The sequence below is a fragment of the Sphingobacterium sp. UBA7631 genome (assembly GCF_002483935.1).
Lineage (GTDB): Bacteria > Bacteroidota > Bacteroidia > Sphingobacteriales > Sphingobacteriaceae > Sphingobacterium > Sphingobacterium multivorum.
In genome coordinates, this window is the sequence record NZ_DLIX01000010.1 from 567209 (window position 1) to 590281 (window position 23073).

Consider the following 23073-nt stretch of genomic DNA (forward strand, 5'->3'; position numbering starts at 1 on the left):
TATGTTAACAAATACGGTCAATTAATGTTCGTGCCCACCTGTATTGCTCATTTTGGCATTGATAAAAAAAGCACCCTTCACAACAATTTTTGTTCCAGCAGGCACTTCTGTAACCGGGGTAATCGCCGTATATCCCAAAGCAGATACGCCTTTTTGAATCTCAATTTTTTCAAAATTGATGTTTTTAGCCTGTTCTTCTCCATGCTGCCCGGCTTCTTGCTCATTTTTATGTGCATGTTTTGCTTCACCTTCATCGTGCGCATGCCCGTGATCGTCATGCCCCTCCTCATGCTCTTCCGGTTTCTTGTTGGTCTCCACAAAAATATAATACTTGCCGTCAGCCTCCACGATTGCGTCATTCGGAACAGCCGGAGTCCGCACATTTTTGACACCGATCATACCCGTAATGTTCATCCCATCAATCAACCCCACTTTGCTGCCCACAACCGTACTGTGTACAGCGATGGTCTTGCTGTCATTTTCAAATGAAGATCCAATTGTAAAAACTTTAGCGGTATAGGTCTTATCCGGATTGTTGGTCAGCTGAAAGTTGATGAGCTGTCCGACTTTAACCAAAGGTAGATCCTTTTCAAATACCTGCAGATCCAAATGCAACAGACTATTGTCAACAATCTCGATCACCGGAGAAGAGACATCCACATAACTCCCTATTTTCGCAAAAACATTACTAACAGTTCCATTGATAGGGCTTGTTACGGCCAGTGAAGTTCGCATATTGGACAGATTCACGCTATTGGGGTTAATACCCATCAATTGGATCTGTTGTTGCAAGGAAGCCTTTCGGGCCCTTAAACTGTTGAAGTCTGCTGTTGCGGCCTGGAGATTTTTCCGTGCGCCTGCATTGCCTTCATTGAGTTCCTGTTGCCTTGCCATTTCTTGTTCGGCCAAGGTAATCTTACTTGCCAGGGATACATATTCCTCCTGCAATTGTACAAACTGGGGGTTGGTAATCGTGGCGATCACCTGCCCCTTACGCACATTGTCCCCCAGCTGCACATTCAATGTCTTTACAACACCACCATAAAGCGCCGTCGCATTCGCTTTATTGTTATTGGGTACACTCAAAAGTCCATTGGCCTTAATGGTAGCTGTTAGTTCCTTCTCTTCAATCCCTCCAAAAACGATTCCCACAGCCTTTATTTGTGCAGCACTCAATGCCGCCACCGTAACCGGCCCTTCCTCATGCTCCGCTTCGGCTTTGGGTACTTCCTTTTCTTCCGGTTGACCTTTACGCTCCGACTCATTAGAACCGCAACCGTAAAAAACAGTAACGGCTACACATACGATAAATATCTTTATGAAAACTTTCATTGTTGCCTTATTTGTTATTGAAGTAATTATATTGAATTGCTGATTGATTATACTGATTGAGGACTTCTAAATAATTCTGGCGAATGCCAATGGCCTGACTTAAAAATTGGCTTAATTCAGCAAAATTGATCTCCCCCGTTCTATAACCCAAACTAGCTGCTTTAATAATTGCATCAGCTTGTTTTAACCCCGAAGACTCATAAAATTGCAGCAATGCACTATTCTTGTCAATTTCAGCAAGTGCATTCCCTTTATTTGTCTGGAATACCTGCGTATCATATTCCAACTTACGCTGTTGAACTTCCATTTCAGCGTTGGCAACCTTCACTTTACTTTTATAGGCGCCCAAGCTAAAGACCGGGAAGGATGCGGAGACCGAGAATCCCGATAATGGATCTTTGGCTCCCCAAACACGTTGGGAGAAAAATCGACCCGAGAACTCAGGCTTATTGGTATTTTTCTGAACACTGATGTTTGATGAAGCGATATTTACATTTTGCTGCTGTAAAACCAGTAAAGGATGCGCCGTTTCATCTGATGGACTTGCGTCCACGACAATCTTCTCCAAGGATTGATCCAAGGGGAGCATCCACTCATTACGGTCTAACAACATCATCAATTGCTGTTGCTGAATAATGATATCCTTTTTGTTTTGAACAAGTTGTGCCTGCAGCTCTTTCAGCTTTGCTTCAGCCGCGATCTTATCCAGCGCAGCTACGTCACCTGTTCTAAAGCGAAGTTCAGTTGCTTTGAACATGGCGGTATAGATACTATCCAACTCCATGTACAGTTTTTGGCGATCCTGAAGATACCAGAGCTGAAAATAGGCTGTCCTCACGTCTTTGGTAATCGCAGTTTTCAATACATCTGTATTTAGGTTCGCATATTTTAGTTGTTCTTTAAAATACGCCTTACGCGCAGTGTAGAGTCCAGGCCAGGCAATACTTTGCGTTATACCAATTTTCAATAAGCCGGCCTTATCCGTAGGACGGTAATCTTCATTTTCTGCAAAAATCCCGGTCTTGGGAATTTCAGTCGCCGTCTTAACATTGAAACCAGCGCCCACGATTTCAGCCTGATTGATCTGAAACTGACGATTGTTCTTCAGCGCAGTTTCTACAGCTTCTGTGACAGAAATGCGCTCCTGTCCAAACACCTGAGATCCCAAAGCCATAAATAGGAAAGCAAGTATTGTGACGATGGTCTTAGCACCTCTACTTCGTTTCATATTCAATTTAGAATTAAAAATTATATACAATAAGGGTAGCACAAACAAGGTCAGGAAAGTTGCCGTTACCAATCCGCCAATAACAACCGTTGCCAAAGGTTTCTGAACTTCAGCGCCGGCACTTGTACTTATTGCCATCGGTAAAAAGCCCAGTGAAGCCACGGTCGCAGTCATGAGTACTGGACGCAGACGAGTCAACGTACCTTCTTTAACGCGTTGAAAAATATCATCGACACCCTCTTTTTTCAACTGATTGAATGTCCCAATTAAAACGATACCATTGAGTACGGCTACGCCAAACAAGGCAATAAAACCGATACCGGCACTAATACTGAAAGGCATGCCGCGCAACATCAACGCAAATACACCCCCTATAGCACTCATTGGAATTGCAGTAAAAATAAGCGTCGCCTGCTTAAAGGAATGAAACGTGAAATACAACAGCATAAAAATAAGCAATAAGGAAACTGGCACAGCAATCAACAAGCGTGAGCTCGCCTTCTGTAAATTCTCAAACTGCCCCCCATAGGTGAAATAATACCCTGCAGGAAGTTTTACATTTGCAGCCAATTGTTGTTGGATATCTTTTACGACGGTTTGAACATCACGCCCGGCCACATTAAATCCAATCACAATTCTTCGTTTACCCGCTTCGCGGCTGATCTGGGCCGGCCCCAATTTATAATCAATGGCAGCGACCTGAGAAAGCGGAATCTGCGTACCCGTATCTGTAGGAATCATCAGATTACGCACATCATCAATGCTGTTTCGATGCGTTGTATCTAACCGGACGACCAAATCAAAGCGACGTTCATTTTCATAGATCTGTCCCGTGCTTCGACCGGCAAAAGCAGTACTCACCACGTCATTGACGTCCTGAATCGTCAAGCCATAATTTGCAATACGGGTGCGGTCATAAACGATATTGATTTGTGGGAGGCCGGATACACGCTCCACTTGTGGCGAAGTCGCCCCTTGAACGGATTGAATCTGCGCGGCAACCACATTGGCGTAAGCGGCCAGCGAATCGATGTTTTCACCGAAGATCTTTACAGCAACATCCTGACGGATACCCGTCATTAGTTCATTAAAACGCATTTGAATAGGTTGGTTTTTTTCGAAGAAGACACCCGGAATTACTTCTAGTTTCTCCAGAATAGCGCTCCCCAGTTCTTCATAAGAACGGCCCGACTTCCACTCTTTTTGAGGCTTCAATACCACCATAATATCTGTCGCTTCCGGTGGCATAGGGTCTGTTGGTACCTCAGCAGCTCCTGTTTTACCGACAACCATCTTCACCTCATCGAACTCTTTGATAATCCGGGATGCCTGCATCGAGGTTTCGATACTTTGCGAAAGTGAGCTTCCCTGGGGAAGTATGCAATGGAATGCATAATCACCTTCCTGCAATTGTGGAATAAATTCGCCTCCCATATTCTTAAAAAAGAAGGCCGACAAAGCAAAAATGGCAACGGTTAAACTCACGATCAAGTATTTAAACCGAATGGCTTTTTGTAATAAAGGCTCATAAATACGTTGCAGTCCCGCAATCATCCGGTCGCTCAACGTTTTCTTGTCGCTGTGTTTTTTCGGCAGGAACAGAGCGCACATCATGGGGATATAGGTTAACGAGAGAATCAATGCGCCGAAAATAGCAAACCCAACTGTTTGTGCCATTGGACGAAACATTTTCCCTTCAACACCCACTAATGTTAAAATTGGAATATAGACAATAAGAATAATAATCTCACCAAAGGCTGCACTGGTACGAATCTTTGAAGCAGACTCAAATACCTCATGGTCCATTTCGGCCTGGGTCAATTTCTCGGTAGACTTTCGTAAGCCTAAATGGTGTAGTGTAGCTTCCACCACAATGACGGCTCCGTCTACAATCAAACCGAAATCTATCGCGCCCAAACTCATTAAATTGGCGCTTACGCCGAAGACGTTCATCAGTCCAAGTGCAAATAGCAGCGCCAGTGGAATTGCCGAAGCAACGATAAGACCCGCACGCAAATTCCCAAGAAATAAGACCAGGACAAAAATGACGATCAGGGCACCTTCAATCAGATTTTTTTCAACGGTACTTATCGCACGCCCAACGAGGTCTGTCCGGTCCAAATAAGGCTCTATAACCACATCGTCAGGTAGCGACTTTTGAATAGTCGGTAGTTTTTCTTTCACGCGGTTGACCACCTCATTGCTGTTTTCACCCTTTAGCATCATGACGACACCTCCCACAGCATCAACCTCACCATTGTATGTCAAGGCACCATAGCGCACAGCATGACCAAAACGTACATCCGCAACATCTTTAACATAAATCGGTATTGCTCCTGATTTTCGGATGGCAATATTTCTGACATCTTCCAAGGAGGTCGCCAGCCCAATTCCCCGAATAAAGTAGGCATTCGGTTTTTTATCAATATAGGCACCGCCTGTATTTTGATTGTTTTTCTCCAGGGCAGTAAATAGCTCTGGAATGTTGATATTCATCGCCTTAAGTCTATTCGGATCAACAGCTACTTCATATTGTTTGAGCTCACCACCGAAACTATTGACCTCGGCAATTCCAGGTGTGCCATAGAGCTGACGGGCAACAATCCAATCTTGCATGGTGCGCAAATCTTTTGCGTTGTATTTCTTTTCGCTTCCCTTTTTGGGATGTATAATATATTGATATACTTCTCCCAGTCCAGTACTCACTGGAGCCAGCTCAGGTTTACCAATACCTTGTGGAATCTGATCCACCGCTTCTTTTAAACGCTCACCAATCAGCTGACGGGCAAAATAGATATCTACATCATCGTCAAAAACAACAGTAATGACAGAAAGTCCAAAGCGCGAAATACTCCTGATCTCCTCAATTTTGGGTACAGTTGCAATACTTTGTTCAATTGGAAAAGTAACCAATTGTTCCACTTCCTGCCCGGCAAGCGTTGGACAAGAGGTAAAGATCTGTACTTGATTATTGGTAATATCGGGAACGGCATCGATTGGCAGTTTCGTTGCACTCCATGCCCCCCATATGATAAGCAACAAGGTCATTAAACCGATAATGATCTTGTTCTTAATGCTAAATTTTATAATATGATCTAACACAATTATACGTGATTAATGCTTAAATAATAGCTCGTTAGAATAGCTCATCTTTTGTCGTAATACCATACAACAAGCGTATTCCGAGCACAAAGCTGAATAAAGAACAGCATAGCATGCTCTATCAGATTTGTTTCTAGAATTTTTACGAAAAATTAAGCATTAACCTTTGGCGGCTGCCAGATGCTCCCAAAATAACTGGAAACAATCGCTGTATTGAGGACAGGATTACGATTATCAAAATAAATTGAAACCGGGACACCATCTATTTGCGGAAATTGATACGCATAAGCCGTTATATTTCCACTACAACAATTGCAATAGCAGAAAATCGAACAAGCATCGGACGCGTCATCATTATGTTTATGAGTTTGGTTTAATTGTCTTTCCATAGCAGTCTGCTCGCAGCGATTGGTAGAATCACTGCAGGGAACAAAAGAAAGTCCCATAATATATGCTATCAATATGAAAACAATTAACCTCATGAATGCACAAATTTAAAAAAATAAATTAAAATCTCCGCTTAGTCTCAGAAATCTATTGCGATCATCACATCCTATTCTTCCTAAAAAACAATGGAACAGTTGCCCTCTATCGAACGCTTTTCTTAACCTTAAATCCACACAAAACCGCATAACCCAACAAAGAACAATCACTCGATACTAATATTAATTACAAGTAAATTATTATTCAAATAAAACGAATTGTAATTAACAGAAAAACAGCATAAAACATGTTTAAACAGCTTTAAAGCAGCAAATAATTGTATTGTAGATATTTCTCTACAAGAAAAATAAGATAATACAAATACGTCATATTAAGTAAAATGCTATTTATATAATTGCATCGATAAAAAATAATAGCAACAAAAAAAAGCAATCGTATACCATATTTTAAACACAAACAGGCATACACCTGCAAAGACAGTACAACAAATAAATCAATAACTAAATCAAAAAATCAATAACAAAACAAAATGTCAATTAACATGAATCTAATCCCCCATCACCGACTGACTAACCTGTTCATGCTGGGTTGCAGTGCTTTCGCACTTAGTCTCTACTCCTGTAACAAAAGTGGAGAAAACACCGCATTGACAGGAGAAACTGTCGTTAAAGTCAATCTTTCGGGTGTAGAAGCTTACACTGAAACGGACAACAATGCTGTTCAAAAGCAAGCATCTGCAAAAGCTTCACGCACATCAATCGAGGCACCTGATGTACAGGAAATGACAGTACCGCTTGAAAACGGTGGTTCTGTCGACGTGGTCCTAACAAACAATTCAGCGATCACAAAAAGCCTCGTCGCTTCGTCCACCCCCAAACTAGCGGCTGTCCAGACACAAGAGAAGCCATTGGACAAAAACGTTAAATATAAAGTTGTTGTCTATGACAACCAAGGCGCTTACGTAACGGAAAAGATTTATAGCTATGGTGAGGAAGCTACTGCTGCAGGTATCGTTCTTGACGCTGGAAAATCTTACACGTTCATTGCCTATTCAATCAATAGTACCACAGCATTACCGGGTATCAACAATCAAAATACACTGTCCACTGCCAGCTTAGACAATATAAGTGGTGATTTGATGTATTACACGGGCACATTAACGTTAAAAAGTGGTGTAAATAACTTAAATGTTGTATTAAAACACCGGTTTAGCCAAATCACCACAACATTGACCATGGATCCAAGTATGACCGGAGCTATTACTCAAATCGGGACTGCCGTATTAAAACCTAGTCATGGTAGTGCAAATTTGAAATTCTCAGACCAAACACTAACCTACAATGGCTTGAACAACGCAGGCGTGACCACGCAATTCCCGGCTTTAGGAAATGGCCTGCGTACCGTGATCAGTAACCCCTCTTTATTGATCCACCCGGCAACCAGCAATGGAACACTGATGCTCGGTAGTCTAACACTGGATGATGAGACTAAAACAAACATCACCATTCCAAATGTTAAGATCAATCCCGGACAGAAATACGATCTGAAACTCAATTTCAGAACCTGCACACAAAATGTAACCAGCAATGGCCTGGACTGGAGTTATCCGGCAACTACATCGGGAGGTAAAACGGGTATTATGAAAGATGGAAAATTCTATGCCAATGGAACGACAATCGATAGAAATTTCACTGCCCCAGCGGCAGACTATGGCTTTGTTTTCGACATTACCGAACTGGACAATGCATTTAACATGGAAGTAAATGGTGTCAAATTGGCGAAACAAGAAATTCAATTTGAAGTGGGTGCCTCTTCTGCTCAAAACATCCAGTTTGTTGATGGAAGCAAATACGCAGGCAACAATATTGAAACTGGTAAAAGAATTGATCAGGTCTACAACATGAAAGGTACAAGTGCAGCCCCATTGATCAAGCTTGTCATCAGCAGAACTGGCCAGGTTACCATGTTTGGTAGCAAAACATCCGGCGGTCCTCTATATGAACTTAAACTCGTTAATGGCAACAGCTTCAACACATTCCCTTGGAGCGCAACGCAAAGCAACACCGTAAAAGTGACCCAACTTGTTGATGGACGTACAATTATCAAAGGTGTAGGCGCTGGAAAGAAGAAAATCCCTTGTCAGTAGTCACCAATAGTCAATAAATAGGTCAATAATCTTATAAATTAAATACACGCTGAGCATAACAATAGAAATTCAGCAAGGATAAAAAAGGTATTATGGAAAAGAAATTAGCATACATCGCCCCTCAAATTAGCGTAGCCACGATCGAGCTTGAACAAGGTATCGCCGCCGGTTCGGCATACGCCAGACCAGAAGATGCCAACAGCGGTAAAGTGAGCGAACAATGGGAAGTAGGTTCAACAGACAATAGAAATATCGACTGGTAAACTATTTCCAATGTGGATAAAAAGGGGCTAGCCGAATGTGGATAGCCCTTTTTTATGCTATATTATAATACACGATCGTGTCAGCACTATGTATACTCAAATCGTTATTGAACCCAAATGCAGACTGTCTGTATTACCTCCACCGTAACTCTCGATAAAAAAGATATACACCTGATAGGTCACTTCCTTTCTATGTTTTGGCATTTCAATATGTTGTTTGCCAGATAGTAGGCTACCTTTGAAGTCGTTCATGACAAGTGAATATCCGTTCCCGTTATCCGCTACATTATACAGGACCAAGAAGGAATCGTAAGTTCTGGTATTGAACTTTTCCTCCAGATAGGCGTCATATTCCCAGGTAACCTGAAGTACTTGGTTTTCTTTGTCAAAATCCATTGTGTAGGAAGTGATGGGATTGGGGCTTCCTTTGGCAATCATAAATTTCTGCCAGTCAATCAAAAAACCATTTTCTTCCTGGATAAGCGCTTCTTTCAAATTATAAGACATCGCGACATCGTATGCCCGTTTAGGATAGCTGTACGCTTTATACCCCATATTGATGATCGGTTTTAACTGGCTAATATGTGACCTCACCATTTTGAAGCGTTTTCTACTGAGCAGTTGTTCAGGACTGGGCTCCCGTTTTTTAACACGAGGGAGAGATCGTACATAATTTCCTGTTTTAGTCGACACAAATACAACAGAACCTGCTTTCCCGGAAACAGTTCCATTAACACCATTTTTAACGATCGCCATAATTGCTTGATAATGTTATAGATATTAAAGATAAACATTATCAAGGAAACATACTCATACCAAATTAGGTGAAAAAACAATTTTTATTCAATATTTGGACAGTAATTAGTCATTGTTTATTCAGTCTCCACTGAGCAAGCACTGAGCAAGCACTGAACGAGCACTGAACAAGCACTGTTAAAATCGCGAATTTGGCCACCGATTGATCTACGTTTGCTATATCGAAAACTTAATCATATTACATCAAAGCCAACTAGCTTTTATGTCAAACTATAAAACAAAAAATGTCTCCTACATTTGCTTCATACAAACATAAGAGACATTCTCTTCTTTCTATGGTAGGCCTGATTCCCACCTCAACGCTGGATCGAAAACTCGACCTGCTACAACGGTTACAGGACAGCCTGTAGACGTTGCGGCAAATCTTCAATCTTTGAAAGACTCAATTGCTTCATAACCTGATACAAATGTGTCTTGAACATATTGATTGTATGTTCCCCACCTTCATTGCCCAATGCGCCAACGCCATACATAAATGGTCTTCCCATAAAATTGAAATCCGATCCAACCGCATGGGCGCGGGCTAGGTCAACTCCCGATCGAATACCACCATCTAACATGATTTTTATCTTATTTTTATATTCTGGGTTGCTCGCCAAATGGATCAATGAATTGATCGAAGATTCACTTGCGTCGAGCTGTCGTCCACCATGATTTGAGACAATGACTCCATCCACGCCCAATGCGATAGAAGACTGCATATCTTCGTCGGTGGCAATCCCTTTAAGCACCAATGGCCCTTTCCAAAGATCGCGAATAGCTTTAATTTTCTCAACATCTACCTTACCGGTAAATGTTCTATTCATAAACTGTCCCAGCTGCGCTAAATCAAGACCTTTTTCCATATAAGGCTTCAATGTTGCAAAAGAAGGAATTCCATGTCTTAATGTTTCTATCCCCCAAGTTGGGCAGGCAAAAGTTTGCAAGATATTGGCGATACTCATTTTAGGCGGCATAGACAATCCGCTTTTTATTTCACGATAACGAAGTCCAAAAGCAGGAACATCGACCAAAACTACCAATACGGGACATTCAACAGCCTGTAGACGTTGAATAATATCATCGCGCAACCTGTTTTCTGTCGGATGATAGAGCTGGAACCACGCTTTCCCATCAGATACCTCGGCAATACGTTCAATACTACTTGTTGATACAGTACTTAAAATATAAGGAACATCATTTTTTGCAGCCGCTTTCGCAAGAATCTCTGGCGCATTCGGCCACATCAATCCCTGAAGTCCAATAGGCGAAACCCCAAAAGGCGCACTATAACGGCGACCGAATAGTTCGACCGAAAGGTCTATTTCTTCACTCGCAAGCAGATATTGAGGCTTCAACAGAATATTATCAAAATCGTTTTCATTTCTGGCAAGGTTCAATTCTTCATTGGCTCCTCCGGTCAAATAATCAAATGCAAATTTGGGAATCCTTTTCTTCGCTTTAATCTTTAGATCTTCAACAGAAGGATAACGGGTATTATATATAAATTTCTGGCTCATGATTGATGTATTATTTATAAGCAGTCTACAACTGCGCGCCAAACTTAGATAAATTGCTTTTCAAATGCAAGCTAATTATAGTTAATATAAAAAAATCTGTCACACATTTCTGCGGTAGCCCAACTCGGCACCTCCACTTACAGGTAGATTTACCCCTGTAATAAAGCGCGCTTGGTTTGACAGCAGAAACACACAGGCATCAGCAATGACATCACCGTCAGGACAGTATCCAAGCAAATGAATATCCTTCAAAAAATCAAAAACCTGTTTCGGCTGTGGTTGCTCCAGTGTCCATTTATTGAGCATGGGTGTCATAACAGCTGCAGGCATAACCGAATTGACACGTATGCCGACAGACGCATAGTCTATGGCCATCGATTTTGTCAACGCATTGATAGCCCCTTTTGTGGCAGCATATGCCGCATGGTTCTCCTGGCCTATTTCCCCTACTAAGCTACTCGTATTTAGAATACAACCGGCAGATTCCTTTAAATGGGGGTAGCCATACCGTGTAGTCAAAAGAACACTTTTCATGTTGGTATCCAGTAACCTTATCCATTCATCGTCCGTCGTTTCATGCAAAGGTTTTGATGGACTTGCCAAGCCAGCATTGTTATGGATTGCATCAAGCCGCCCAAAAACAGCAACGGTCTTTTGGATAGCTAATTCAACTTCCCTGGCCTGCGTGACATCCGCACAGATGCCCATATGTGGTGCCCCGATCAGTTCAGCTGTTTCATCCACGGATGTTTGATCGAGACCAATAAAGGCAACCTTTGCCCCCGCTTTGACATAGGCTTTTACACATTCCAAACCGATACCAGCACTTCCTCCGGTAACCAATATGATTTTATCTTCTAAGATTTTCACGTTCTATTATTCTTGTATTTAGCATCAAGTTCCAAAGCATTGGAACAAATTAAAAAATCAGTTGAAAATTACATATAAAATCACGACAATAGCGAGTAGCAATGTCGACAAAATGCGGTAACTCCCGATACCCGACCAGGCTTTACCCCGAAGTGGGTCCATGGGATTCTTCCAGTACAAATCCCGACTTTGTGCAGTGTGCTGCACGGGATACTTATACGATAATAATACCTGAAGTACCATACAGATCAAAAACAGATAAAAAGCCATCATCATAAATGGAGTCTGACCTATCCACGAGTCAGGCAGCAGCTTGTTCAGTAAAAATACGGCAACCCCCAAAACAGAACCTATCCACAAGGTAAGTTTTGCAGCTATTGCCGATGCCCCTTTCCAAAACACACCTAAAAGAAATACGCAGGTTATTGGTGGCGCAATGTGTGCTATCACATCATTTATGCCGTAGAAAATACTCTCATAGCGATCCAATAGTGGTAAAAGAGCCAAGGAAAATCCCATGGCAATAACTGCAGCAATTTTCCCGATACGAATCAACTGACCATCGGAAGCGGCAGGTTTCCGCTGTCTAAAGATATCGTAACTCACCATGGTCGATATCGAATTTAGCGCACCCGATATCTGGCTCATTAAACCCGACAGGAGCGCTGCGACCAAAACACCGATCAATCCGGAAGGCAAAAGTTGTGTAATCATAAGTGTATAGATGCCTTTTGAATTGACCTGCCCTTGATGGTCCACGCCGAGACTGCTTAAATCCAATTGACCTGTTTTAAACAAGGTATACGCAAATAGGCCTGGAAGCACAAAAATAAAAACAGGCAAGATTTTTAGAAAACCACAAAAAAGAGCGCCCACACGTCCATGGTTTTCATCTTTCGCCCCTAAAACACGCTGAACGATGGTCTGATCGGCACACCAATACCAAATACCCAAAATCGGATAGCCAAACAAAACGGCATACCAAGGCATTCCACTTCCATCGTTGCTACTGCGAAGCATAGATAGACGATCAAGAGCATTGTCCTGTACCAGTACAGCTTTCATCGGCGTCCAACCGCCCATCTTATCAAAAGCCGCAAAACTGATAATGAAAGCCCCGCAAGCAACACAATTGTCTGTATAGATTCCGTCACCACAACAGCACGCAATCCGCCCAAAATCGTATATATTCCAGTTATCACACAGATTACTGTAATACTTAAATACATATTAAATCCAAAAAGTGTGCGCAGCACAATCCCTCCGGCCAACATCGAAAAAGCGATATGAATAACAATTGCCGATAGTATAGAGATAAACGTAAGCCAATCTCTGCTGGCACGATCATAGCGCCGTTCCAGAAAGTCGGGCAAGGTGGCAACACCCGACTTGAGGTAAAATGGCACAAAAAAAAGCGCCAGTAAGATTAAAGTAAAGGCCGCCATCCATTCAAAGTTACCATTAAGCAACCCGGTATCGAATCCGCTCTGTGCCAAACTGACCAGATGGACTGTTGAAATATTGGTTGCAAAAAGCGCTAGTCCAATGGCTGGCCAACGAAGTGTCTTTCCAGCCAAAAAATACCCCTCTGCACTTGTTTCCTTGACTTTCTTAAATCGCACCGATCCTGCCAATACGCCGACAACTAAAATCAACAGTATGTAAAAGATGGCGATACCTAAATCTAAATTTCCTAACATAATGTCAACTTATAACAAATCACAACTGCTTCCCACATCCATTGGGGTACGATAAACGCCATTCTCTATAGCCACTGGATGTACAAAATGAGACTTTAGATGCGGAATATGCTCCAAAAACAAAGCCTCATGCCCCAAGCTTATGTGGTTAAATAAAACCAGGTGCTGATGGAGCTGCCCCATATCCCCAACATGTGGTACAACAGGGATATTATATTTTCGACAAAGTAGACTCACGGATATAAACTCGCTTACGCCGCCAACGCGAACAGCATCGACCTGTACAAATCCCGTCGCACCCATTTGAAGATAATTTTTAAACAAAATGCGGTTCGGCACATGCTCACCCATGGCAACTTTTATCGGCGCAATATGTTCGGCCAAGCGTTTATGACCAACAATGTCGTCCGGGTGTGTCGGCTCCTCTACCCAAAACGGGTTCATCTCTTTAAGCTCTTGACAGATGGATAGTGCCTGCGGCAGCGTCCATTGCTGATTCGCGTCGAGCATTACTTTAGCTTCATCACCAGCAACCTCACGCACGATATGCGCACGACGAATATCCCGCAAGGGATCTTCACTGCCCACTTTGAGCTTCATTGCGGAGAAGCCGTTTTCTAAAGCACGCTTACAATTCTCCCGTACCTTTTCATCAGAATAGTTAAACCAGCCTACTGACGTATCATAGCCCACATAGCCCTTTTCAATAATCCCCATTCTTTTATGACCTGTAGCCATATTTGACTCCAGTAAGCTGATGGCCTCCGCCTTTGTCAACTCATCTTCCAAATAGGAAAGATCCAGCGTATTGACAATCTCTTCGGCGCTGAGCTCGGTTAACAATTTCCAAAGTGGAACTCCTCTCGTTTTAGCCCAAAGATCAAAACAGGCATTTGTTACCGAAGCTAAGGCCAAATGAACAACCCCTTTATGTGGACCCAACCAACGATACTGCTGTTCATTGCTCAACCTATTAAACAATTGACCAAAATCTGCCATAAGATCCTCAATTGGAATCCCTTTCAGTCGTTCGGCATAAAAAGCTGCGGCACGACAGACCAGCTCGTTCCCTGCACCCAGTGTAAAAGCCAGACCTGTCCCAACGCGCCCCTTATCATCGGCCAATCGGGTCACTGCATAAGAATAGATCGGATCTTTGTGTATCGCATCACTGCCTGCACCTGTAGCCAAAGGAAATCTTCGATCCTGAATATCAAACGTCTTTATCATAAAATCGTAACGTGCTTATTTTTAGTATTTAGGTTAATCTATTTTGAATTATAACTTTAATTTCTCTTTTAATTTGCGTAAAATGTCAACATCCGAATCCTTTATGCGCCCCATTCGATTGGGACCAACGTTTAAGATCAGGATATTGTCTTGCGCAGTTGCGGTCTGATAAATCCCCGCAAGCTCTTCCAAAGACTTATACTTCTTGTCTGTCGTGTTATAGAACCAGCGTTCTCCAAGTACCACTGTTGTCTCAAAAGGCATATAGTAAGTGTTCCCCTGTGCCATAAAAAGCTTAGGGTCAGGATCGACCGGAAGATAAGGGTCGCCTAGCCTAAAGTCACTTGGAAAATAACGTATTGGGTAATAATTCTGCTGGTCTTTCGGCAAAACAATGTGTTTGTCCGTATTCTCAGGCGATCCGATGCTCCAGTTTATACCAATTTGACATCCAGGAACCTTTTTCTTGATTAAATTATAGATCTCCTGCGTGGGCCATCGATAATTCTCTTTTTCCCAGCCTCCATCCAGCCAAAGCTCAACGATATCCGTATACTTTTTGGTTATATCCACCAGCTCATTGAGCTGGTTCAACATATATTGATTATAGGCTGCATCTGTAGACCTGTCTTTAACATTGGGGTTCTGCTTTCGGTCCCATAAAGAATAATACAAGCCAAGGCGCATTCCCTGTTTGGCGCATTCCTTAGCCAGCTCCAGTACAACATTTGTTGCGTTCGAAGAGTTCGCTACGTCATAATCCGTATACTTGCTATCCCATAAACAAAAACCCTCGTGGTGTTTCGTTACCAAAATCATGTACTTCATCCCGGCTTCCTTTGCTGTCGAAACCCATTGTTTAACCTCAATTGCTGATGGAGCATATGTGCTGGCGGGTTTAGATCCGTCTGTCCACTCCTGATCATGAAATGTATTCATGCCAAAATGAACGAACATGCCATATTTTCGGTCGATCTGCGCTCGCTGATATGCATTGGGCCGTACCGATGGAACAGGTACTATAGCCTTTGTTTGAGCACCGACATGTATACCTAAAACAGCGAGTGCCAAACTAAATAATATTTTTTTTCTCATGGTTACATTCTATTGGTTATTACAGCGTTTATTAATTTTATTTCTTTAGTCCGTATGGAATACCTCCGTCATACCAGACCAAATCTCCCCTTTCTCCTGTGCATCGGATAAGGGTTGCTGACAAGGATCCGTTTCCTTCCACCACCGCTGTGTCTCAGGATCGGAAGCCATTTTTTGCATATCAAGCTTGAAATTTTGTCCTGCATATTCAAAATAGCTGAAAAGAAAAAATTGACCATCTATCTCCTTCAAAAAAATAGAATAATTGCGGATATGACATGCCTTGATCTTTCGAAGTACTGTGGGCCAAACTTTGGCATGAAGCTTTTTATAATACGCTACTTTCTCGGCTTTCAATCCTGTTATGGATGCATAGCGAGTCACGGAGCGACTGCTCTCTGTAGACCGGAAGGCTGTTGTACAGAGTACGACCAAGACGATCACAAGGATGTAAGGATACAATTTAGGATACATAAGTTCTGCGTTATTGTATAATTATACGTAGTTGTATAGTACTACTAAATTACGCGCTTAGCAGGACGGAGACTACTGCTAGATTGCTCATTTCTCCCACTATATTAACAATTTTACACATGTTTACTTATTTTTAAGGCAAAATAGGCTATATTGCCTGTTCTTAATTTAAAAATAACCAAACACATGAAACCTGTCTTCGCCAAAATTTTGGAAGGTGCAGCTATCACAACTTTTGCGACCAAAGATGTGCAACGCCCATTCTTCTCAACTGAATTTCATTTTCATAGCGCCTGCCAGATGACCTATATTGTGGAAAGTGAGGGAAAGCGGATTATTGGCGACAATGTGAGTAACTTTGTTTCCGATGAACTTACTTTTGTAGGACCTGATCTGCCACATGTCTGGCACAATAACATGATAAATTGCGCAGGCTCTACTATTGCGGAGACAAAAACTTCCCGTTCTTTAGCCTTGTATATAGAACCTAAATTAATGATTAAACTTTTAGGGCATTTCTTTCAAACACACAAAGTCGAAACCTTCTTTTCAGTCTCCAAACGCGGTCTCCTATTCCGTGGCGCAACAAAGGAACAATTGAAGGTAAAGCTAAAAAAGATCGTACAGCTGGATTATGGCTTTGAAAAAACTATTTTGTTACTAGAGATTATCGAATTGATGTTATCGACAGATGAATTTGATTACATTTCCAGCGCTGGATACACCCACAACTATAGCCCTATTGACAATAGTAAAATTGACAGCATCTTTAAATTCGTATTTAACAACTATACCGGAGAAATTCAATTGGATCAAGTTGCGCAGCTCGCTAATATGTCAAAACACTCCTTTTGCCGTTATTTCAAATCCCGTACGCAGAAAACCTTCGTCCAATTTGTCAATGAGGTTCGCATCAGTGAATCCTGTAGATTGATTGTCGAAAACAAGCATCAAATCACACACATTGCTTATGCCTGTGGCTTCAACAGCCTTTCAAACTTCAATAAAATTTTCAAATCAATTAAAGGGATCACGCCAACCCAATATAAGTCCCAGATATGTTAGAAAAGCGTCAAAACAAAGTTGCACTAATCAAAATTGACACGACCAAGATCTACACTAGCAGGACCATTCAAAAGCTTTCCATTCATTCCGAACCGTGAACCATGACAAGGACAGTCCCAGGACATTTCGGATGGGTTCCAGCTTACTGTACACCCCATATGCGGACAGACTGAGTTTACAGCATGCAACTCCCCTTCCATATCCCGACAAATAGCCAGTTTTCTGTCCCTATAGTGAACAATTTTACCTTCCGCTGGCTGTAAGCTTTCGACCTCCTTCAGCGTTTCAGCCGAAAATTTGTCCATGATAAAATGTTTTGCAGCATTGACACCTTCCGATAATACCTGCTGTGCGCTCGCAACAGGTTTGATGCGGCTTGGTGACAGCAGTTCAGCCAGCGGATTCTCCTTTCCTTCCAATAAGTCAGGGATCACAAGTGACGCCATTGATCCAAATGTCATTCCATTACCGCCATAACCGGTGGCTATATACACATTATTTTCATTTGGCATACTGCCGATAAAGGGTAAGCCATCGGCTGAATCATAATATTGCGACGACCAACTTGCAGTAAGTTCATCATAGTCGAAATGCTGATCAACCCAAAGTTTTAGGTCGGCAAAATGTTGCTCTGTTTGTTGGTCGTCGCCAGTTTTATGATCAAAACCACCCACGATAAGGTAATGTTCTTTATCAGATCGATGATACCTAAAATAGTGGTAGGGATTATACAGATCCGCAGCTTGTCCCAATGCTTCAGGTTCTCCATGAAGCTTTAACGTCAGGACGTAACTTCGATAAGGTGCCAGTAAAAAATTGAATCTGTTTTTGCCTGGTGGCACATGGGTAGCCCAAATGATATTCTTTGCCGTATAAACCTCTTTTCCACTCAGCTTCAATTTGACCCTTCCATCTTCATTGCTATAGGCTTCAATTCCTCGACCCGTCAATATTTCGCCGCCCTCACGACGATAGGCTTCGATCATGCCCGCAATATATCTCATGGGATGAAATTGTGCTTGTCCCTCAATGCATATTGCTTTTTCGAAAGGTATATCAAAAGGTATGGTTTCGACATAATGGGTAGGCAATCCCAATTGCTGATGGGCCGCGTAAATTTGCTCAAGCTGCTCGTTCTGTCCAGATTCTGCGCTAAAGAGAAAAAAGTCACATGTCGAATATGCACACTGTATGGAATATTTGGAAATGTTATCTTTTATATAATCTAAGACCTCAAGCGTCGCATTCAGAAGCAGCTGAGCGGGATCCTTTCCAAAATTTTCAATAATCTCATTGTAAGAAGCGTCATAAAAGTTATTGATATGGGCAGTGGTTCCTCCGGTTGTGCCAAACCCTGGATTCTCCTTGTCCAACAGTAGGCATTTTATGCCTCTATTCTGAAGTTCCTTGGCCAATGTTACACCAGTTATACCCGCCCCCACAACAATGGTATGGAAATCTAAAATGGCAGGGTCAGTCGAAAAATTTTCAATGTCAACATCCTGCCAAAAGCTCTTGTTCGTTCCGTCACGCTTCATAGTCATTATATTAAATTCAAAGAATCAGTCTTTGCTTTATTGCAAATACAACACGTCCAAGATAAGAACCATGCTATTCCACTTTCGTTTTAGCGGTTAAATACGTAAAAAAAAGAAGAAGTACGTCTTCCTTTGCGCCCCCAAACCAATGTATAAAATAGGCTGTTCCTTCATGAAATAACGAAGTGCTTCATTGCACCTTTAACACGATATACATTATGAAAATAAATGCGAAGGATTACGTCAACTCCATTTTACCGAGTTGGGTAAAAAATAAGAAAATAATTATTACTGGCGGCACCACCGGAATTGGCCGGGCGACCGCCCTACTTTTAGCCGCGATGGGTAACGATATTTTAATTTGCGGCCATCATCAAAACCAGTTGGACGATACGCTCCGTGATTTTAATCAATTGGAATGCACAGGTAAGATGGAAGGGATTGTAGTAGATCTGGCGACGGAAGAAGGCATACACATGCTCTTCAGGACATTTGACGAACAATATGACCGTTTGGATATTCTCATCAATAATGCGGCTATAGCCTTTCAGTCGGTTAAGGACGGAAGTTATTCGGATCAGGCCTACCTCCTTCGCACGAATGTGCTGGCCTATTTGGCTTGTACCCAAGCCGCGTTGTTACGGATGGAACCCCGCGGAACAGGACATATCCTTAATGTCGGATCAATGAGTGCAGATGTACGCGAAGCGCAGAGTTCTGTCTATGTCTGCTCGAAAGGAGGTATTCAAGCATTTACAGAATCGTTACGGAAGGAAGCCAATCCCAAGGGTATCCAGGTGTCGCTTGTTGAACCTGGATCAGTTGGAACAGATATGCAACCTTTTTCACCGGAGGAGCAGCAGGAAAAAATTGATCATTTAGAAATGCTCTATGCCGAAGATATCGCGCGTACCATAGCTTATATCCTATCTCAACCACTACGTACTTCCATCGTGCATACACAGGTTAAACCTTTGAGACAAATCATATAAGTCATCTGCGATTTTATCAACAAGAAAACAAATCCACTTAGTTGAACGTCCTTAAAAAAATTTGTGTCATGGGAAAAAAGAAAAACTTGTTTGAACGATTCTCAAACTGGGCAACGCATGCCACCGGTAGTTCAGCCGCATTTATTATCGCAACTTCGACGGTGATTATCTGGGCCGTGAGCGGCCCCATATTCAATTATTCTGAAACCTGGCAACTGGTCATCAATACAGGTACGACCATTGTTACTTTTCTAATGGTATTTCTCATTCAAAAATCCCAAAATAAGGATTCCAAAGCAATCCACCTGAAACTCAATGAACTGATAGCGTCGCATGAAGGCACCAGCAACCGAATGGTCAATCTGGAAGACTTAAGTGAAGAGGAATTGGATCAGCTCGCTAAGTTTTATGCGCACGTGGCGAAGCTCGCTCTGGAAGAAAGGGATCTCACTTGCACACACTCCATAGATGCCGCAAAGGAAAACCATGATTATAAAGTAAAGGTTCAAAAAGAAAAACACAACCGCTCAGCAGATAAAAGACCGAACACCACGGACTAGAATTCAGCTTATTGATGATAAAAAAATCCCCTTGAAGGGGATTTTTTTTGTCATGCTGTAATCGCTAATTTTTAGGGCTGTCCACCGCCGCCCGCGGCCCCATAAATTTGTCCGTTCGCATAACTTGCGTCTGCCGCAGCCAATTGCACATAGATTGAAGCAAGTTCGGCGGGTTGCCCCGGACGTCCCATGGGGGTATCACCTCCGAAATTCACCAGCTTTTGCTGCGTAGCACCACCACTCACCTGTAGTGCAGTCCAAATTGGACCGGGAGCCACGCCATTGACCCGTATGCCCTTTGGACCAAGCTGCTTGGCCAATGACCGAATATAGTTGGTGGTCGCAGCTTTTGTCTGTGCGTAGTCATACAAATCTTCCGAGGGGTCTGCGGCCTGTACCGATGTTGTACCGATAATTACAGCTCCAGGTTTAAGATGAGGCAAGGCTGCCTTAATAAGCCAGAAAGGTGCATAAATATTGGTTTTCATCGTGGCATCAAATTCCGCAGTGGTGATATCCAATATCGATGGTTTTGTCTGCTGCCGTGCCGCGTTGCTGACCAAAATATCCAGACCGCCGAGTTGAAGTACGGCGTCCTCAATCAGCCGAATACAAAACTCTTCTTTACGGAGATCTCCCGGAATAGCGACTGCCTTTCGGCCCGCCGCTTTTATCAAAGCGATGACTTCCTTCGCATCTTTCTCTTCCTCGGGCAAATAGTTGATGGCAACGTCGGCCCCTTCTCGGGCGTAAGCGATAGCTGCTGCACGTCCCATTCCCGAATCGCCCCCGGTGATCAATGCTTTGCGCCCTTGGAGCCTTCCTGATCCTTTATAACTATCCTCGCCATGATCCGGCCGGGGCTCCATTTCACTGCAGAGTCCAGGCCAAGGTTGAGATTGGCTCTTGAACGGCGGTTTTGGGTATTCTTTAACCGGATTGACCGGTCTGTCTTGGGTTTGGCCCGCTGAGCGATCGGGACTTCCAATGATACTCAATGCCAAGATTCCAGAACCTATTTTACCGATAGCAGCTCTTCTTCCCATATTATCTGAATACTTCATAGCTTTTTTCGTTTTTGGAAAAGGCCCAATGAAATTGAGCCTTTTATATTTATTCTACAGATGTGTTTTTACAAAAAATGCACGTTAATCATGTCCTTCAGTTTTCACAATCTTGTTATAGATGCCCAATAGAAGGAACGGTGCAGCCCATTGGCCTACAAATAGGGCGTTTTTATCGTTCGACATGCATTTTAATGCGGCAGATACACCCATCGCCAGCAATGCAGCGCCTAAAAATACGGTGGATGGTAGTTTAGAAGTTTGATCTTCTATCTTTTTGGTGATTTCACCTTCGTTTCCTGTATTTAATGCCATAACTTAAATTTTTGATTTTTTAATAGTGTTCACGCTAGGTCTATTGTACACTTATTCAGCTTTTGAATTGAGGTTTGTATCGGCCAGCGCGCTAAGATCTTCATCACATTTCTTTTCTTCACCCAGTGTTTCAAGTAGTAATTTTAAGGCATCCTTATGTGTTAACACTTTCGCAAAAGCCGCCAATGTGCCATACGTGGCAATTTCGTAATGCTCCACCTTTTGGCCGGCAGCAATAATTGCTGCATCGCGGACAGATCCAGCTTCTGTTTCTTTCATAAGGCTTTCCGCCTCTTCAAGTAGCCCCGCCATAGCTTCGCATTTTTCGGCTTTTGCTTTCACTCCGATAAGCTCAAAACATTGCTCTAGGCGATCCACATGTGTTTCCGTTTCTGCCAGATGTTTAGAAATAGCAGATTTTAATTGTTCTGAACTTGCATTTTTCTCCATCTTAGGAAGTGCTTTCGTCAGCGCTTTTTCTGCCCAATAAATATCCTTTAATCCATCCTCAAATAATTCGGCTAGATCCTTCGCTGCCCCCGCTTCGGCAGGTACTTTTTTTCCTTCTGAATTAGCGTTTGAAGTTGCTGTGTTACCTGATTTTGTGCTTGTTTTACTTTTTTCTGCTGTTGCTGTTGCTGTTGCCATAATACTAAGTTTTTATGCTCAAACGAGCGGTTCGTCAAATAAACAGCTCTCAAACTTTTTTCGTTCGCCAGAACTGTGTAAATCCTGCAAATCACGCATATACCACATTTTATAAGTAAAAACACGTTTTTCCAACATGTGAATGATAGCGAACAACAAAGCTATAATTAACGTACAAATCATACGACAATGCGTACTAACACAGTTAACGATCTGGCAACAACAGTGGTTCATCAACAAACGATTATAAATTAAACGCAGTATGAATAAAAAATGTACAGTTCAGGATGTCCGTCCAGGTATGGCCATCCTCGCTTTAGCGATTGTAGCACAATCAGGCCCCCAAAATCTACCGAACGATATTCCGGAAGAGCATGAAGAAGAACTACCGGAAAATACACCGGATCAGAATCCGGAAATTGATCAGGAAATTGATCAGGAAGATTTGGAAACGGATGAAGAATTAGACTTCGCAGTTGATGCAGAAGAACCTGAAATACCCCGACAGGATGATTTCGGTTTCGATGAGGAAATTGGTTCAGCAGGTGAAGATGAATTTCCAGAAGAAGATGAAAGAGATGAAAACGAGGGTGCTAATGATGCGGAAGGGCTGCCTACGCAACCGGTGACAACACCTTCTGATTTAGATGCAACACCCCTATAACGTGGACAAAAAAACAGAAGAACCCCGC

Annotated in this window: 19 protein-coding genes and 1 pseudogene; 6 read left to right on the plus strand and 14 right to left on the minus strand. The window is 42.5% G+C overall.

Features of this window, described 5'->3' with window-relative positions; all coding sequences use genetic code 11:
- Window positions 1-21: 21 nt before the first annotated feature.
- The 3 genes from B3P16_RS18880 to B3P16_RS24360 form a co-directional block, all read right to left on the minus strand.
- The gene (locus tag B3P16_RS18880; RefSeq protein ID WP_070564339.1) at window positions 22-1332 is read right to left on the minus strand and encodes an efflux RND transporter periplasmic adaptor subunit; all 1311 of its coding nucleotides are present in this window, start codon (window positions 1330-1332) and stop codon (window positions 22-24) included.
- 7 nt (window positions 1333-1339) lie between these two features.
- Entirely contained in the window at window positions 1340-5662 is a 4323-nt protein-coding gene (locus B3P16_RS18885) for a CusA/CzcA family heavy metal efflux RND transporter (RefSeq protein WP_286843875.1), read from the minus strand.
- A gap of 152 nt (window positions 5663-5814) precedes the next feature.
- The gene (locus tag B3P16_RS24360; RefSeq protein ID WP_368072488.1) at window positions 5815-6144 is read right to left on the minus strand and encodes a DUF6660 family protein; all 330 of its coding nucleotides are present in this window, start codon (window positions 6142-6144) and stop codon (window positions 5815-5817) included.
- A 503-nt stretch (window positions 6145-6647) separates the two neighbouring features.
- Here B3P16_RS24360 and B3P16_RS18890 point away from each other — a divergent pair.
- Window positions 6648-8252: a hypothetical protein gene (locus B3P16_RS18890; protein ID WP_286843876.1), complete on the plus strand. Its 1605-nt coding sequence runs from the start codon at window positions 6648-6650 to the stop codon at window positions 8250-8252.
- A gap of 92 nt (window positions 8253-8344) precedes the next feature.
- A complete protein-coding gene (locus B3P16_RS18895; RefSeq protein ID WP_175441970.1) occupies window positions 8345-8515 on the plus strand; it encodes a hypothetical protein in 171 nt (56 codons plus the stop codon).
- Between the two features lie 96 nt (window positions 8516-8611).
- Here the strand turns inward: B3P16_RS18895 and B3P16_RS18900 are convergent, their stop codons facing one another.
- The 7 genes and pseudogenes from B3P16_RS18900 to B3P16_RS18935 form a co-directional block, all read right to left on the minus strand.
- The gene (locus B3P16_RS18900; protein WP_070564348.1) at window positions 8612-9271 is read right to left on the minus strand and encodes a DUF6266 family protein; all 660 of its coding nucleotides are present in this window, start codon (window positions 9269-9271) and stop codon (window positions 8612-8614) included.
- A gap of 392 nt (window positions 9272-9663) precedes the next feature.
- On the minus strand, window positions 9664-10830 hold the full coding sequence (locus tag B3P16_RS18905; RefSeq protein ID WP_286843878.1) for an alpha-hydroxy acid oxidase: 1167 nt from the start codon (window positions 10828-10830) through the stop codon (window positions 9664-9666).
- Between the two features lie 99 nt (window positions 10831-10929).
- Entirely contained in the window at window positions 10930-11700 is a 771-nt protein-coding gene (locus B3P16_RS18910; RefSeq protein ID WP_286843879.1) for an SDR family NAD(P)-dependent oxidoreductase, read from the minus strand.
- 57 nt (window positions 11701-11757) lie between these two features.
- Window positions 11758-13400, minus strand: a pseudogene (locus tag B3P16_RS24365) (sodium:solute symporter).
- Window positions 13401-13409: 9 nt separating this feature from the next.
- Window positions 13410-14630, minus strand: coding sequence for an enolase C-terminal domain-like protein (locus B3P16_RS18925; protein WP_286767550.1), 1221 nt, complete (start codon window positions 14628-14630; stop codon window positions 13410-13412).
- Between the two features lie 48 nt (window positions 14631-14678).
- Window positions 14679-15725, minus strand: coding sequence for an alpha-L-fucosidase (locus B3P16_RS18930; protein ID WP_286843884.1), 1047 nt, complete (start codon window positions 15723-15725; stop codon window positions 14679-14681).
- A 45-nt stretch (window positions 15726-15770) separates the two neighbouring features.
- Complete coding sequence (locus tag B3P16_RS18935) at window positions 15771-16199, minus strand: L-rhamnose mutarotase (protein ID WP_286843886.1); 429 nt, start codon at window positions 16197-16199, stop codon at window positions 15771-15773.
- A 186-nt stretch (window positions 16200-16385) separates the two neighbouring features.
- Between B3P16_RS18935 and B3P16_RS18940 the strand changes: the two genes are divergently transcribed.
- Window positions 16386-17264 carry an AraC family transcriptional regulator gene (locus tag B3P16_RS18940; protein WP_286843887.1) on the plus strand — a complete coding sequence of 293 codons (879 nt, stop codon included), beginning with the start codon at window positions 16386-16388 and terminating at the stop codon, window positions 17262-17264.
- Between the two features lie 23 nt (window positions 17265-17287).
- Here B3P16_RS18940 and B3P16_RS18945 read toward each other — a convergent pair whose 3' ends face one another.
- A complete protein-coding gene (locus tag B3P16_RS18945) occupies window positions 17288-18808 on the minus strand; it encodes an FAD-dependent oxidoreductase (protein ID WP_286843889.1) in 1521 nt (506 codons plus the stop codon).
- 212 nt (window positions 18809-19020) lie between these two features.
- Between B3P16_RS18945 and B3P16_RS18950 the strand changes: the two genes are divergently transcribed.
- Window positions 19021-19794, plus strand: a complete 774-nt coding sequence (locus tag B3P16_RS18950) for an SDR family oxidoreductase (protein ID WP_112374754.1) — start codon at window positions 19021-19023, stop codon at window positions 19792-19794.
- 68 nt (window positions 19795-19862) lie between these two features.
- Window positions 19863-20354, plus strand: coding sequence for a low affinity iron permease family protein (locus B3P16_RS18955; RefSeq protein WP_286843890.1), 492 nt, complete (start codon window positions 19863-19865; stop codon window positions 20352-20354).
- A gap of 71 nt (window positions 20355-20425) precedes the next feature.
- Here B3P16_RS18955 and B3P16_RS18960 read toward each other — a convergent pair whose 3' ends face one another.
- The 3 genes from B3P16_RS18960 to B3P16_RS18970 all read right to left on the minus strand — a co-directional run bounded on the left by B3P16_RS18960 (window position 20426) and on the right by B3P16_RS18970 (window position 22381).
- Complete coding sequence (locus B3P16_RS18960) at window positions 20426-21418, minus strand: SDR family oxidoreductase (RefSeq protein ID WP_286843891.1); 993 nt, start codon at window positions 21416-21418, stop codon at window positions 20426-20428.
- Between the two features lie 84 nt (window positions 21419-21502).
- Window positions 21503-21733: a hypothetical protein gene (locus tag B3P16_RS18965; protein ID WP_046676326.1), complete on the minus strand. Its 231-nt coding sequence runs from the start codon at window positions 21731-21733 to the stop codon at window positions 21503-21505.
- A gap of 51 nt (window positions 21734-21784) precedes the next feature.
- Window positions 21785-22381 carry a ferritin-like domain-containing protein gene (locus tag B3P16_RS18970; protein WP_286843892.1) on the minus strand — a complete coding sequence of 199 codons (597 nt, stop codon included), beginning with the start codon at window positions 22379-22381 and terminating at the stop codon, window positions 21785-21787.
- A gap of 262 nt (window positions 22382-22643) precedes the next feature.
- Between B3P16_RS18970 and B3P16_RS18975 the strand changes: the two genes are divergently transcribed.
- On the plus strand, window positions 22644-23045 hold the full coding sequence (locus B3P16_RS18975) for a hypothetical protein (protein ID WP_286843893.1): 402 nt from the start codon (window positions 22644-22646) through the stop codon (window positions 23043-23045).
- Window positions 23046-23073: the final 28 nt, after the last annotated feature.